General features: G+C 62.8%; 13 protein-coding genes and 1 other RNA gene. 3 read left to right on the top strand and 11 right to left on the bottom strand.

The genetic code is table 11. The annotated features are described in order from the left end of the window. Window positions 1–62 precede the first annotated feature (62 nt). Both ubiH and ACNPAA_RS03915 read right to left on the bottom strand, forming a co-directional pair. Entirely contained in the window at window positions 63–1,286 is a 1,224-nt protein-coding gene (ubiH, locus tag ACNPAA_RS03920) for a 2-octaprenyl-6-methoxyphenyl hydroxylase (RefSeq protein ID WP_171865240.1), read from the bottom strand. Window positions 1,287–1,473: 187 nt separating this feature from the next. Then, window positions 1,474–2,043: a UPF0149 family protein gene (locus tag ACNPAA_RS03915; RefSeq protein WP_042864005.1), complete on the bottom strand. Its 570-nt coding sequence runs from the start codon at window positions 2,041–2,043 to the stop codon at window positions 1,474–1,476. A 173-nt stretch (window positions 2,044–2,216) separates the two neighbouring features. Between ACNPAA_RS03915 and zapA the strand changes: the two genes are divergently transcribed. Both zapA and ssrS read left to right on the top strand, forming a co-directional pair. After that, window positions 2,217–2,549 (top strand): cell division protein ZapA, encoded by a 333-nt coding sequence (zapA, locus tag ACNPAA_RS03910; protein WP_010675086.1) that lies wholly within the window; start codon window positions 2,217–2,219, stop codon window positions 2,547–2,549. 16 nt (window positions 2,550–2,565) lie between these two features. Then, window positions 2,566–2,748, top strand: a non-coding RNA gene (gene ssrS / locus ACNPAA_RS03905) — 6S RNA. 133 nt (window positions 2,749–2,881) lie between these two features. Here the strand turns inward: ssrS and emrD are convergent. From emrD to ACNPAA_RS03865, 8 genes are all read right to left on the bottom strand, one after another. After that, window positions 2,882–4,081 (bottom strand): multidrug efflux MFS transporter EmrD, encoded by a 1,200-nt coding sequence (gene emrD / locus ACNPAA_RS03900; protein WP_039038746.1) that lies wholly within the window; start codon window positions 4,079–4,081, stop codon window positions 2,882–2,884. A 270-nt stretch (window positions 4,082–4,351) separates the two neighbouring features. After that, a complete protein-coding gene (locus ACNPAA_RS03895; protein ID WP_103242979.1) occupies window positions 4,352–5,782 on the bottom strand; it encodes an ABC transporter ATP-binding protein in 1,431 nt (476 codons plus the stop codon). Then, the gene (locus ACNPAA_RS03890) at window positions 5,779–6,585 is read right to left on the bottom strand and encodes an ABC transporter permease (protein WP_010675089.1); all 807 of its coding nucleotides are present in this window, start codon (window positions 6,583–6,585) and stop codon (window positions 5,779–5,781) included. Before ACNPAA_RS03890 ends, ACNPAA_RS03895 begins: the two co-directional genes overlap by 4 nt. Window positions 6,586–6,587: 2 nt before the next feature. Then, window positions 6,588–7,550, bottom strand: a complete 963-nt coding sequence (locus tag ACNPAA_RS03885) for an ABC transporter permease (protein ID WP_417891601.1) — start codon at window positions 7,548–7,550, stop codon at window positions 6,588–6,590. Beyond that, complete coding sequence (locus tag ACNPAA_RS03880) at window positions 7,547–9,073, bottom strand: ABC transporter substrate-binding protein (RefSeq protein WP_417891600.1); 1,527 nt, start codon at window positions 9,071–9,073, stop codon at window positions 7,547–7,549. The genes ACNPAA_RS03885 and ACNPAA_RS03880 overlap by 4 nt, the downstream gene beginning before the upstream one ends. A gap of 195 nt (window positions 9,074–9,268) precedes the next feature. Further along, the gene (locus ACNPAA_RS03875) at window positions 9,269–9,931 is read right to left on the bottom strand and encodes a glutathione S-transferase family protein (RefSeq protein WP_039038751.1); all 663 of its coding nucleotides are present in this window, start codon (window positions 9,929–9,931) and stop codon (window positions 9,269–9,271) included. A gap of 31 nt (window positions 9,932–9,962) precedes the next feature. Continuing rightward, a complete protein-coding gene (locus ACNPAA_RS03870) occupies window positions 9,963–10,571 on the bottom strand; it encodes a glutathione S-transferase family protein (protein WP_226044089.1) in 609 nt (202 codons plus the stop codon). A gap of 120 nt (window positions 10,572–10,691) precedes the next feature. Next, complete coding sequence (locus ACNPAA_RS03865) at window positions 10,692–11,147, bottom strand: hypothetical protein (RefSeq protein WP_183149834.1); 456 nt, start codon at window positions 11,145–11,147, stop codon at window positions 10,692–10,694. Window positions 11,148–11,347: 200 nt separating this feature from the next. Here ACNPAA_RS03865 and suhB point away from each other — a divergent pair, with 200 nt between their 5' ends. Further along, entirely contained in the window at window positions 11,348–12,151 is an 804-nt protein-coding gene (gene suhB / locus ACNPAA_RS03860; RefSeq protein ID WP_039038754.1) for an inositol-1-monophosphatase, read from the top strand. 100 nt (window positions 12,152–12,251) lie between these two features. Here the strand turns inward: suhB and ACNPAA_RS03855 are convergent, their stop codons facing one another. Further along, window positions 12,252–13,127: a flagellar protein MotY gene (locus tag ACNPAA_RS03855; protein WP_039038755.1), complete on the bottom strand. Its 876-nt coding sequence runs from the start codon at window positions 13,125–13,127 to the stop codon at window positions 12,252–12,254. Between the last annotated feature and the right edge of the window lie 48 nt (window positions 13,128–13,175).

Raw genomic sequence — 13,175 nt, 5'->3', positions numbered from 1 at the left:
GAGGCGACGCCCACAGGCGTGCCTCTTGCTCGAAATCGTCTTTGCCGCCGGTGCGACAGCGCTTATTGGCCGCACACCTCGCCCACGAATCCCAGGGTGCGGGAGGCGAGCGGTGCCTTGATCCAGGGCACTCTGCCCATCAGGGAGAGCGCCAGATTGCGGCCCACCACCAGGGGAGCGTGATGGTTTGAGAAGAGCTGGGCCAGGGAGGACGTGAGCCAGACGGTCTGGGCCTGATCGTCACGCCGCTGCTGCCAGTAGCCGCTTAGCACCTCAAAGCCGCCGATGTCTTCCCCCGCCGCGAGCGCACGGGCCAGGGTCCGGGTCAGCACGTCCAGATCCCGCATGCCGAGGTTGAACCCCTGACCGGCGATGGGATGCAGCAGGTGAGCGGCGTTGCCCACCAGCACGGTACGCTGGGCCAGGGGATAGTCGGCCACCGTCAGCACCAGGGGGTAGAGGTTGCGCGCCCCTGTGCGCACGAAGCGCCCGAGTCGCCAGCCAAAGGCCTGCTGCAGACGGGCGAGAAAGGCGGCATCATCCAGCGCCATCAGGGCCTGTGCCTCGTCCCGCGGGACGCTCCACACCAGAGAGGAGAGGCCGTCCTGCATGGGCAGCAGGGCCAACGGCCCTCCGTCGGTGAAGCGCTCGAAGGCCCGCCCGGCGGGATCCTCGGCGGTCTTGACGGTGGCGATGATGGCGCTCTGGCCATAATCGTGGCGACTGACCGGCATCTTGAAATGCTGGCGCACGAAGGAGTGGCCCCCGTCGGCCGCCACCAGCAGCCGGGTGCGGTAGCGCGCGCCCCCCTCCAGGGCGAGCGTCACTCCCCCCTCGTCGGGGTCGATGGCCTCAAGCCTGGCCGGGCACAACATACGGATCTGCGGGCAGGCGGCGATCGCCTCTTGCAGCACGATGCCCGCCGCCGACAGCTCGATCACCTGACCGAGGGCGGGCAAGCCATACTCCGCCGCCGACAGCCGGGTCTGGCCACAGTGGCCCCGATCCGACACATGGATATGGTTGATGGGGGAGCAGTGGGGTACCAGGTGCGGCCAGAGGCCGTGACGGGCCAGCGCCTCGCAGGTACCGGCGGAAAGCGCGATGGCACGGGCATCGAAACCGGGATGAGCATTGAGCTCGGGCGCACTCGCCTCCAGCAGCAGGATCTGCAGGGGGGCGCCATCCTGTCCTTTCAGGGCGGCAAGGGAGAGGGCCAGCACGGCACCGCTCATACCACCGCCGACGATAGCCACGTCGACGTGAACCAGATCAGATTGAGACATGAGAAGAGGGCATAGGCGAAAAAACGTGGGCCAATCCTACCACAAAGGTGGCGGACGGGATGCGAAGCCACGGGCAAAAAACCGCTTTGGCACCATGGGTTAGCAGAGTGCCTCCCCTGCTCTCACCCCTTGTAAAACAGAAAGAGCGCCGTGATGCGCTCTTTCATTGACCCGCTGGGCGGGCAGATCAGTGCAGGGTCGGCGGCGTACTCGGCGCGGCCGGGCGCTTGCCAAACTCCTCGAACGCCATCATGACCCCGAGGCGCACGTGTTCGTAGAGCACCAGGAAGGAGGCTTCGTTCTCTTCATCTTCCTGATCGAACTCGGCAGAGACCTGGGTGATGCTGGCGATGTCCTGAATCATCTCCTGCAGCTCTTCGGATGCCTTGGAGAGCTCCTGTTGGACCACGCCAAAGCCGGCCAGGAAGGCCTGGGACCAGTCCACCAGCGAGTCGATGCGCTCATCGAGCGGCGCCTCGTCGCTTGGCAGCAGCAGCTCGACGCCCTTTTGTGCCATCAGGCTCTCGATCACCTCGTGATAGAGGTCGGTCATCACCTGGCGCACCGGTGCCGGCAGACCGAAACCGTCGTTGATCAGATCATTGAAATGGGGCTGCCAGCTTTTGTCGTCCAGGGCCACGCCACCGCACACCAGGCCGCAGATCACGCCATGGGCCTCGACGGCCGTCGCCATGAGGTCGTGCTGTGCCATCAGGTCCGCCACGGCGGCGTATTTCAGGGGGTTTGTTTTGCTCATCTAGGATCCGCTCAAAGTTCAGGCAAATATGCAGAATTTATGGCCGAGATCCTAGCATTCTCCCCCTGCCAGAGCCAGCAAGGCCTTGAAACTTCTGCATCTGCGCTATATAGTCCCGCCCAGTTGTCCACGTGGATATAGGCGGAAATCAGCCCCGCCGTATTGAGGAAGGCATGAGCATAGAGGCCGTAGAAATCGTCATTCTGGGACGTCCCTACAAGGTGTCCTGTCCCCTGGGACAACAAGATGCCCTGCGCCAGGCCGCCGACCAGCTGACCGACAAGCTCATCGAGCTTCGTCAACGTTCCAAGGTCTCCAGCAACGAACAGCTGGCCGTCATGGCAGCGCTCAATTTCTGTCATGAGCTCTGCCTTGAAAAAGAGAAAAACCACCAATACTCTGAGACCATGGACAAGCGGATCAAGATGCTGCAACGCACCATCGAAGCCGCCTTGATCGAGCACGGACAATACGGTGAATCCAGCGAAGAGGCGCAACAGCCCTAATCGCACCGAGTTTTGAAATTCCCTGGAGTGTTTGTCAGCCGGTTCAAGTCCCCGAGCCGATATTCATACCAAACAGGGGGTCTGCCTTCTGGCTATTGAGCATGCTCGGCCCGACCGAGAAGCCTGCGGCCAGATTAGATCTCCGCCTTGAACCGACGGTTCAAGGGCCCAAACCGGCAACGGCATCTCCGGGGTACCTATCCAAAAAAGCCCGTCATCACGACGGGCTTTTTCTTTGCCTGCGCGGCAACCCCCTTCCACTCCCCTGCGGCGTCTCGCCACCCGGCAGGAGGCAGTAAAAAGCCCGCCAACGGGGCGGGCTCTTGGCCGTGTCAGACGGCCATCTGCTCGTGGGGCGCGCCGTGGTGGCGCAGCCACACAAAGCTCAAGGCCACGATCAGCACCATCACCGTCATGATGGCCCCCAGGGTCACCTGCCCCGTCATCGGGAAGCTGGCGGCCAGCAGGGTTACCACGCCAGCCCCCAGATTCTGCATGCCCCCGAGCACGGCTCCCGCAGTGCCGGCCTGGCCCGGGAAGGGCTCGATGGCACAGGAGGTGGCGGTCGGATAGAGAATGCCGCTGCCAATGAAGTAGACCGCAGCCCCGCCCACGAGGGAGGCAGCGCTCACCATACCGAGCAGCCCGGGTACCAGGATGATGAGCGACCCCAGGGCCAGGAAGGCGATGCCAAGGCGCATCAGCTTGCCCTGGCTCAGGCGAAAACTCAGTCTGGCGGAGAGCCAGGCGCCGAACAGATAACCGGGCAGCGGCAGCACGAACAGCACGCTGACGGTGCGGGCACTCAGCTTGAGCACGTCCCCCAGCAACACCCCGGCCGCCGCCTCGAACACCGCGAGGCCGGCAAAGGTGGCCATCAGACAGAGCAGGTTGCCCTGAAAGCGCGGGTTGCCGAGCACATGACGATAGGCGGCGCCCACCCGCAGCGAATGCTGGCGGGCGGATGCTGGCAGCGTCTCCCCAAACCAGGCCAGCAGCGCCAGGGTGGTCAGGGCACCAAAACCGAACAGGAACCAGTAGCCGGCACGCCAGTTGAACAGCTCGGTGAGCCAGCCGCCCAGCACAGGTGCCAGCAGAGGGGAGAAGATGACCCCCATGCTCACCAGGCTGTTGGCACGGTTGAGCTCGGCGCCACTGTAACGGTCGCGCATCACGGTCCGGCTCATGGCGCCCCCTGCCCCGGTGCCCAGCCCCTGGATCAGGCTGCCCGCCAGCAAGGCGGTGAAGCTCGGGATCAGCTGGATGGTGAGGGTGCCGACCAGGAAGATCATCATGCCGATGATGAGCACAGGGCGACGACCGATGCGATCCGACAAGGGGCCATAAACGAACTGGGAGAGGCCGTAGGGAATGAGGTAGCAGGCCATCACTGCCTGCAGCTGGCCGGAGGCCACATGGAAGTCCCCCGCCATCATGGGAATGGAGGGCACATAGAGGGTCTGGGTCATCTGACCCACAGCGACCATCAGAATGGTCAGGAAAAACAGGGGATAGAAGCTGTGCCGATACATATCTCGTCCGAAAAAGATCAAAAAGCCGCCACCCTCCGGGCAGGGGTCTGCAGGAGGTGTCTGACAAAGGTCGTTGAAGAGGAACAAGGCGGAGGACCCGCACCCGCCAGCAGCAGGACGCTCTCTGGCTTGCGACAATCTTAGTGATTCATATCACAAAAAACGAACGAAACTTTATAATCTGCTTACCCAAGTTTTTCTAATGCGACGGGGCCCAAGGCCCCGTCACTGTCATCTCATCATGGGAGAAGGATTCATTCTGTCCCCTCTTTACCCCACTCTACTCACCTCGGCCGACGCGCCTTCGAACATGGGGTTACCCGCCTCCCCCAGTCTCAGACAACGAGGGGCAACCTTGCCGGCCAGCCCCTCGTCATGGGTCACCAGCAGCAGGGCGCAGCCTATCTCTTCCAGTTCCTCCAGCAGACAGGCGATGGTCTGTTGCTGGCTCAGGGGGTCGAGCCGGGACGTGGGCTCATCGGCGAACAGCAGCACGGGGCGCAGCAGCAGGGCCCGGATAAGCGACAGCCGCTGCAGCTCCCCTCCCGAGACCTGGTTTGGCAGGCGCGTCAGCAGCCGTTCATCCAGCCCCAACCGGGCCAGATAGTCGACAAGCCGATGGCGAGGCAGCCTGTGCAGACGCAGCACATCATCGAACTGGGTGGCGAGGCGCACCCGGCTGGCAAAGGCCTGCACCGGATCCTGATAGAGCTTCTGCCAGCGGCAGGGGGCTATCCCTTCCCGGCGCAGCACCTCCCCTTGCAGGGGGCGTTGCAGACCAAGCAGCACGTTGCCGAGGGTGCTCTTGCCCGCGCCGCTCGGCGCCATGATGGCCATTCGCTCCCCTTGCGCCAGGGCAAGGTCGAGCCCCGTGAACAGGGGTTGATCCCCATATCCCATGGCAAGCCCCTTCCCGCGGATGAGCCAGTCACCGGTGGGAGGGACGGCCGCCTCGGGCCAGGCGGAGGGCTCCGCCGCCAGCAGGGCCCGGGTATAGGCATGGGATGGCGTGTGCAGCACACGCTCGGCGGGCCCCTGCTCCACGATCTCTCCTCCCTTGACCACCAGCACCCAGCCCCCCAATGCGCGAGCCAGGGAGAGATCATGGGTGATGGTCAGCAGATGGCGTCCACGGGCCAGGTAGCCCAGCAACAAGGCACCCAGCCTGGCTGCGGCCCGGCTGTCGAGCCCCTTGGTGGGCTCGTCGGCCACCAGCAGACGGGCCTCCCCCAGGGTGGCGGCGGCAAAGGCCGCGCGCTGGGCCATGCCTCCCGAGAGCTGGTGTACAAAGGCGCCCTCCCGCCCGGCCAGTCCAAGCCGCTCGAGGGCGGCGCGGGCCCGCGATCGGGCCTCCTTGCCGCCTGGCAGCCACCCTTCCTCCACCTGGGCAAGCAACCCCATGGTGGGATCCAGCGCCAGCACCGGCTCCTGGGGCAGCATCGCCAGCTCCCGCCCCCAGAGAGTGCGCAGGCGAGGCGTGTCGGCCAGGTTGTGATGGCGGCCACCCGACACCATCTCGCCCCGGCCTGTCAGGGGGGCTGGCAACGTCCCCATCAGGGCATGAGCCAACAGGGATTTGCCCGAACCGCTCTCCCCGATCAGGGTCAGGGCGGTGCCGGGATGAATGGTGAAATCCAGCGCCTGCAGCAGGGTTTTCTGGCCATCATCGACCTGCAACCCCTTGATATGAATGGCCGTCATGAGGTGGCTCCTTGTGAAGATGGCATGTCAAGGCCGCGCGTCTGATGAAGCAGCACCAGGGCCAGCAACATCAGCCCCATGACAAGAATGGGGGCCAGTAGCAGACGGGGAGCCTCCTGATAGTGGGGCAGCGCCTCCGTCATCATCAGCCCCAGCTCCGGCGTTGGCGGCTGAATGCCCACTCCGACAAAGCCCAGGGTTGAGAGGGTTAGAATGGCACCCGCTAGGCCGAAGGCCATCATGGTGAGCAACTGGGGAGCGAGCTCGGGCCAGAGATGGCGCCGCACCACATGGGCATGGCCGAATCCCAGCAGACGGGACGCCTCCACCTGGGGCGAGGCGAGCAGCCCCCGGCTGCGGGCACGCACCACCCGGTAATACTCCACCCACTGGGCCATGGCCAACCCGAGATAGAGGATGGCAAAGCCACCCTGGGCCATGGCGGAGAAGAGCAGCACCAGCAACAGGCCTGGCAGGGCCAGCACGCCGTCGGCCAGGCTGCGCAGCAGACCGTCGACCCAGCCGCCGCGCCAGGCCGAGAGCCAGCCCAGCAATGACCCCAGCAGCGCCGCCGTGATGACGCACAGCAGTCCCAGCAGCAGGGAGAGCCGGGTCGCCGCCGCGAGGCGCGCCATCAGGCTGCGCCCCATCTGATCCCGCCCGAGGGGCTCCTGCCAGGAGGGATCAGCCAGAAACTGTGCCAGATCCTGAGCCGCCGGATCGGGCCAGAGCACGGGGCCCAGCAGGGCAAACAGCACCACCAGCAGGAGCAGGCCCAGCCCCGTTTTGACAGACAACGACATGATCAGGACTCCTTGGGACCACGGGGGTCAATGGCAAGACAAAGCAGGTCGGTGAGGGTATTGAGCAGCACGAAGAGCACCGCCAGCACCAGCACGGTCCCCTGAACCATGGAGATGTCGCGCCAGAAGATGGCGTGCACCAGCGCATGGCCGATCCCGGGCCAGGCAAACAGGCTCTCGACCACCACGACCCCCTCGATGAGCAGCACCAGTTGCACGCTGGTGTAGGCGATGATGCTGACCCCGGTGTTGCGCAGACCGTGACGCCAGAAAACCCGGGCCGGCGAAAGCCCCTTGGTGAGGGCAAATCGGTAATAACCGGACTGCACCACGGTGAGCACGCTTTCACGCACCACCCGGGAGAGCACGCCGGAGAGCCCCAATCCCAGGGTCAGGGCGGGCAGCAGCAGGTTGCTCCCCTCCCCGTGCCCTGCCGCACTGACCCAGCCCAGCTCCACCGAGAGCATCACCATGAGCACCAGGCCGAGCAAGAAGGGGGGCAACGCACGCATCAGCACGCTCCAGCCCAGGGTCAGGCGATCACACCATCCCCCCGGACGCAGCGCACTCAGGCTGCCAAGCGGCAGCGCCACCACCAGCGCCAGCACCACGGAGGCGCTCGCGAGCGTCAGGGTGGCGCCCAGGTGATGACCCACGTCGGTGGCGACCGGTGCGCCCGTCACCAGGGAGCTGCCGAGATCCCCTTGCAGCAAGGCCCACAGCCAGTCGCCAAAACGGGCAAGGGCCGAGCCGGCCAGCCCCAGCTCGCTGCGCACCGCGTTGGCCGTCTCGGCGATGACATAGTCATAGCCATAACGACCCGCCGCGATACGAAAGGCGATGTCTCCGGGCAGAGACTGCACCATCAGAAAACAGAGTCCGGCCACCAGCAGGGCAACCACCAGCGCCTGCACCAGACGCTGACCCAGTATCCCCATGACGCGAGACAAGGGTGTCGCTGTCATCGTGCGCTCCATGTCAACCTGTCCAGGCCATAGCTGCGCTCCTGGGGATCGAGTTCAAACCCCTCCAGCCCCCGACTGACCGCCGCGCTCTGGCGGTACCAGGCGATGGGCAGGAGCGGCAACTCCTGTTGCAGTGTCGTGGCTATCTCCCGGCGAGCCGCAGCGGCGTCTGTGGGCGACAAGGCTTGCGTGGCAAGGCGGGTCAGCGTTTGCGTCATGGCCGGGGAATGCCAGTTCATCACCCCCCAGTCCGCACCGGCAGGGGCCAAATCCCCCAGCAAAGTGACCAAGGGATCCGGTACCAGGGCATAATTGCGGGCGTAGAGACCAAGCTGGAGCGAGCCGTCCTGATGGCCCGCCGGGATCTCGCTCGAGTTGCCCACCGCCACCTTGAGATCCACCCCCACCGCCTTCCACTGCGCCTGCAGTGCCGTGGCGAGGAGCGGCAGCTCCGGACGGTCAGGGAAGGTACGCAAGGTCAGGGCGAAGCGCTCTTCCCCCTTGCGCAGCACACCGTCCTCCCCCGGCTGCCAGCCTGCCGCCGCGAAGGCCGCCCGGGCCGCCTTGACGTCATAGGCAAGCGGCGTCAACCCGAGCTGGTGCCACTCCCCCAGAGTGGGGGGAAAGAGCTGGGTTGCCGCCATCTCCGGATCCCGCAGCAGGGCGGCTGCCATACCACGACGATCGATGGCGAGACTCAAGGCACGGCGCACCACCGGATCGCTCAGACGGGGATCGGCGCCATTGAGCTTGAGCTGGATGGTCCGTGGCAGGGTAACCGAGGCGATGGAGACCCGTGACGCCTGCTGCAAGCGGCGGATGCTGACCGGATCCAGCCCCCAGGCGATGTCGGCCTGACTGCTCTCGGCCATCAGGGTGCGGCTCTCTGCACGCCCCACCGTCAGGTAGCTGACCTCCTCGATTGCGGGCTTGGCCCCCTGCCAGGCGTCGAAACGCACAGTCTCTATCCGCTGGGGTTGTTGCAGGCGGGTGATGCGGTAGGGGCCAGAGCCTATCACCTGGGTTACCTCCCCCTTGGCATCGTAGGCGGCCTTCGCCAGGATCTGGGTGCTGGGGTGGGCCAGCACGGCCGGCAGGGAGGCGAAGGGTTCGCTCAGGGTGACCTTCAAGACGCCATCTCCAGATTCGATGGACACAATGGGAGCGCTGGTCATCACGCCGGGCTTGCGCCAGGCCTGTTGCAGGGCAAAAGCGGCCTGCTCGGCGCTCACCTCGCTGCCATCGTGAAAACGGGCCCCGGGGCGCAGCGTGAATCGCCACTGCAGACCGTCATCGCTACGCGACCACTCACTGGCAAGCCCGGGTTGCAGATTGCCTTTCCCATCGACATCCACCAGGGTCTCCGCCACCTGCATGCGAGTAAAGAAGACCCCGTTGCTGGCAGGGTCGACACTGTGGATCTCCCAGGGCCCCACCATGGCAAGCGGTTTGCCGTCGGCTGCAGTCGTTCCTGCCATCAGAGCCAGGGCGAACCACCCGGCTGCGGTGCATTTTTTTGTCATCCTTTCCATCCAAGCTTCATGTTCATCAACCAAAGAAGTTGCGTTATAACATAACAATTAATCAGGAAGAATGACTTTTGATTTTTGATAAATGGCTTATTTGAAAGACAAAAAGCGACTGCGATGCAGATCGTCAAACAACGGGGAGTCAAAGGGGAATAAAAAAGATGGCCCGTCAGGGCCATCATGATGGTGTCAGCGAGTCACCATCTGCTGCGCCCGCTTGACCTGATCCTCGGGGCTCTCATTGCGCGGTGGAATGGTGATGCCCTTCTGGCAGGCGGGCCTGGCTTCCATGCGTGCCATCCAGGCCTGCAAATGCACCAACCCCTCGATGGAGATACCACTCCAGTCGTGGATGCGCACCCAGGGCCAGGTAGCGATGTCGGCGATGCTGTACTCGTCCGCAAGATACTCATGGTGTGCCAGATGACCGTCGAGCACCTCGAACAGGCGTCGCCCCTCCTTCTGGTAACGCTCGATGGCGGCCGGGATCTTCTCGGGGAAATAGCGATAGAAGACGTTGGCCTGCCCCATCATGGGACCGACGCCCCCCATCTGGAACATCAGCCACTGGATGGCCTGGGAGCGGCGCTTGGGATCCTGTGGCAGCAACTTGCCGGTTTTTTCCGCCAGATAGATAAGGATGGCGCCGGACTCGAACACTGCGAAGTCACCATTGTCCCGATCGACGATGGCCGGGATGCGGCCATTGGGGTTGATGGCCAGGAACTCGGGCTTCTTCTGCTCCATGGTCGCGAAATCAAGGGGAATGACCTTGTAGGGCAGTCCCAGCTCTTCGAGGGCAATCGACACCTTGAACCCGTTGGGCGTGGCGGCTGTGTACAACTCTATCATCTTGGACTCCTTGAACGTTCAGGGGAAAGGATCAGGCCTGGGCGCTGGACCGGGCACTCACCCGTTCATGCCAGTCCTGCAAATGGGGCTGTTCGGGGGTGATACGCAGGCCGACCACCTTGCCAAAATCAATGGTACAGAGGGCAAGAATGTCGGCGATGGTGAAGCGTTCCCCCGCAATATAGGGCACCTCGGCAAGACGGGCATCAAGCTTGTCAAACCAGATCTGAGCCTGTTGCTTGCACTCCTCCCCCCATTCGGGGAAGACCCGCTCCCGGTCTTTGTAAAAACCGGTGATATGACGAAACGCCATACCGGTCGGCAGCCAGAGGTTGAACTCGATGAAGCGACTCCACATCTCTATGGTGGCGCGCTCCAGCGCGGTGCTGCCAAACAGGTTCGGCTCTGGGTGGAGCTCTTCAAAATAGCGGCAGATGGCCAGGGTTTCACTCAGACAGGTTCCGTCATCGAGTTCCAGCACAGGAATGCGCCCGGCCGGGTTCTTGGTCAAAAAGGTGGGCGCCAGGTTTTCCCCCGCCCCCAGATCGACCTGCTGATATTCCATCTCGATCCCCTTCTCCGCCAGAAACATTCTGACCCGACGGGCATTGGGGGCTCGTCTCAGCTCATAAACCTTCATGTCACCTCCGTCGACGAACACACAGTGAGCCGCTGCGCAGGCCATAGCAAAGCGGCACAATATCGGTCAGTTATGACAAATATTGTGCCCCTTGAACAGCCCGCATCGAGGGGGAGATGATTAGCTGCTCAGTACCCCTGGTTGGCGCTGGCGCAGCAAGATAAGACGGGAAAGCAGCGGGAAATAGGATTCAAACTTGCTTTGCAGCACCAGGCTGCAGGCAGGATCCGCCAGTTCGGCCTCATCCAGCAGAATACCGTTGGAGACGAAATAAAAATGCGGATCCCTGACATCCGGCCCCTGTGGAGGATGTTCATACTGTCGATGCACCAACAGGGGAAGCACCGGCAATCCCAGTGTACTGCCTCCTGCAGGCCAGAGCGGAACAGGCCAGGCAGCGCCCTCTTCTTCCAGCAGCAGGATCGCCGCTTCATCCTTCAACGGCTGCCACTGCTGGGGCTGCGCCACCCGGACCTCGGTGACATAATCGCTCTCTTCGCTGGCGGCACGCAGTGCGGCCAACACACCCAGAGTCGTCGGCGACGACGGTTTCTGACTGATTAATGACAGATTCATGGCTCATATCCCTATGCTCACCACAGCCTGTTATCCGGCTGTCGCGATAAGACTAGTTGATTACAGGTCTTTATTGGAGCCGTCAGATCTGTCAGTCACCACCCTGACCGAATGAGGGCATAGCAGTTGCTATTCCCGAATATCTTGGTAAGATGTCGCGTCCTTTTATCCCCCGTTCTTTAACATCCAGTGGTGAACCTATGCATCCGATGCTGAATATCGCCGTGCGCGCTGCGCGCAACGCCGGTCAAGTAGTAGTAAAAGCCTTTTCTCAACCCGAGAACATCGAGGTTATCCAGAAAGGCAGCAATGACTTCGTGACCAACGTTGACCGTGACGCCGAAGCGGCCATCATTCACACCATCAAAAAATCTTACCCGGAACACAGCATCGTTGCTGAAGAGTCTGGTGAGATTGCCGGTACCAATCCGGACTACCAATGGATCATCGACCCACTGGATGGCACGACCAACCTGGTCAAGGGCATTCCGCACTTTGCCGTTTCCATCGCTCTGCGCGTCAAGGGCAAGACCGAACAAGCCGTTGTCTACGATCCCATCCGTGACGAGCTGTTCACTGCCACCCGTGGCAGCGGCGCCCAGCTGAACGGCTACCGTATTCGTGTCGGCAAGGCCAAAGAGCTCTCCGGCACTATCCTGGCCACCGGGTTCCCGTTCAAGCAGAAGCACCACATCGAACCCTACCTGAAGATGTTCCAGAGCATGTTCATCGAGTGTGCCGATATCCGCCGTGCTGGCTCCGCCGCGCTGGATCTCGCCTATGTGGCCGCTGGCCGCGTCGACGGTTTCTGGGAAATCGGCCTGAAACCCTGGGACACCGCCGCCGGTGAGCTGCTGGCCAAAGAAGCCGGCGCCATCGTCACCGACTTCGTCGGTGGTCACAACTACGAAAACTCCGGCAACATCGTGGTAGCCAACCCCCGCGTGCTGAAAGAGATGCTCGGCAAGATCCGTGAAAACCTGCCGGAATCCCTGGCCAAGTAATCCCGGATACCCGTGAAAAAAATGCCAGTCGGTTCGCCGACTGGCATTTTTTATTCCTGACTACAGCGAAAATCCCGCCCCTCTCGATGACTCATCGGGATCAGATAGTGCCGTTGCGTCCCATGTTGATCACCACCCGGCGGTTCTTGGCTCGGCCAGCTTCCGTTTCGTTGGAGGCCACGTGCTGTTTCTCACCGTGCCCTTCCACCGAGATCTTGCCCTCCTCGATGCCGAGATCCACAAACACCTGCTTGATGGCATCCGCCCGCTTCTCGGAGAGCTTCTGGTTTGGCCAGCGGCCGCCATAGCTGTCGCTGTAGGCGTCGATCACCACCACATCGATGCTCTTGTCTGCCTTCACATAGTCACCGATCATCGCCAGCCGCCGCTTGGAGGCCGGTGACAACTGATCGCTGTTCTTGTCATAGGAGAGCACGCTGAAGGCGATGTCGTTGAAGCTGTAGGGCAGCAAGCCACTCAGGCAGTCCATGAACGCCTGGTACTTCACCCTGAAATTGACCGACGAGAGCGATACCCGCACCGGCCTGTCCTGACGATACCAGTCGCGATACTGGAAAGTCGGCATACGCCCTCCTTCCAGCTCGTCCAGCATGGTCCAGGCGGTCTGCCCCGCCACCAGGCCGTCAAACTGCTGATAGAACTGCAACTGGCTGATCTGTCGCCCGGCCACCCCGGGACGCCAGCTGGGGGGCATGATCCCGAGGCTCACTGTCTGGGTACGCGCCTGGGGTCGCTGCCCCTTGAGCTCGAAATCCAGATTGATCTTGCGCCCGGCCCGGCTGACAAAGGCCCCGGTTCCCCAGCGGGGAATAGGATGCTCCAGCCTGCACTCCACCTGGGTATCAGAGGTCAGGCGCCAGACGGATTGATCCAGACCGGCGCCAAATTCGGTCACGCCCGCCTGCAACTGCATACTCACTGATATGCTGATCAACCCCAACACCCAAGCATTCAACGGCTTGTCCTCCACACTATCTCGAATTATCTATCGGCAGCGGCAGGA

Origin of the sequence: Aeromonas sp. PS2Canimalfood6, assembly GCF_048276795.1 — a bacterium.
Classification (GTDB): domain Bacteria; phylum Pseudomonadota; class Gammaproteobacteria; order Enterobacterales; family Aeromonadaceae; genus Aeromonas; species Aeromonas caviae.
This window is presented reverse-complemented; position numbering and strand designations above follow the sequence as displayed.